This is a genomic window from Oleiphilus sp. HI0061 (assembly GCF_001635675.1).
On sequence record NZ_LWFE01000111.1, the window covers coordinates 1 to 1031 of the forward strand.

1 protein-coding gene is annotated in these 1031 nt (G+C 46.6%); it reads left to right on the forward strand.

The window, feature by feature from the left end; all coding sequences use genetic code 11:
• Positions 1-146 precede the first annotated feature (146 nt).
• Positions 147-1031: MFS transporter (locus tag A3735_RS01320; protein ID WP_156499306.1), on the forward strand; the 885-nt coding region annotated here is incomplete at its 3' end.

Below are 1031 nucleotides of genomic sequence, written 5' to 3' on the forward strand. Positions count from 1 at the left end.
CTGGCAAGGGTACTACCCAGTAGTAGGTATTGGGGGGTAAGTAAAGGGTGAAGAAATGCCTACTCCCTTGAGTCGATTGTTCTTGTTTATAGGCTTGCGCATGATGAACGTGACTTAGCATTATTTATAACATTGGGAGAAATTCTATGTCGGATATTCAAAAATGGGATCCGGAGGACGAGCAGTTCTGGGAATCCACCGGTAAGAAAATAGCCAACCGAAATTTGTGGATTTCTATCCCGAGTTTGCTTTGCGGCTTCGCGGTTTGGTTGTATTGGGGCATCATCACGGTTCAAATGTTGAACTTGGGCTTCCCCTATGAAAAATCACAACTATTTACTTTAATGGCGATTGCCGGTTTGACGGGTGCAACGCTACGAATACCCAGCACCTTCTTTATCCGTTTGGCGGGTGGCCGAAATACAATCTTCTTTACCACAGCATTACTCATGCTACCTGCAGCCGGTACAGGTATCGCGCTGTCTAACCCTGAAACACCTTTCTGGGTTTTCCAGGCACTAGCGCTTCTATCTGGCTTTGGTGGTGGTAACTTCTCATCTTCAATGTCAAACATCAGTTTCTTCTTTCCTAAGAAGCAGCAGGGCTTGGCGCTAGGTTTGAATGCGGGTCTGGGTAACTTTGGTGTTACTACGATGCAGATTCTGGTTCCATTGGCGATGACTGTTGGCATGTTCGGCGCACTAGGCGGCGAGTCAATGACGCTAGTTAATACTTCAGGTACCTTGATCGGTAAGATTCCTGCAGGTACTGAAGCATGGATTCAAAATGCAGGCTTCGTGTGGTTGCTCTTCCTGATTCCTCTCGCACTTGCTGGCTGGTTCGGTATGAATAACTTGCGTGAAGACCACATTTCGCCAAGTATTCCTGGCCCTGTTGGTTCTTTCGGCTTAATTTCAATGATGTTGCTGGTTGGCTTTGCTTGTGCAATCTTCGGCCTATGGTTGATGCTTCCTGAGAAAGTGGGTGGTTCAGGTTTTGGTGTAAGTAAGTGGATCGTATTACCTATTGTT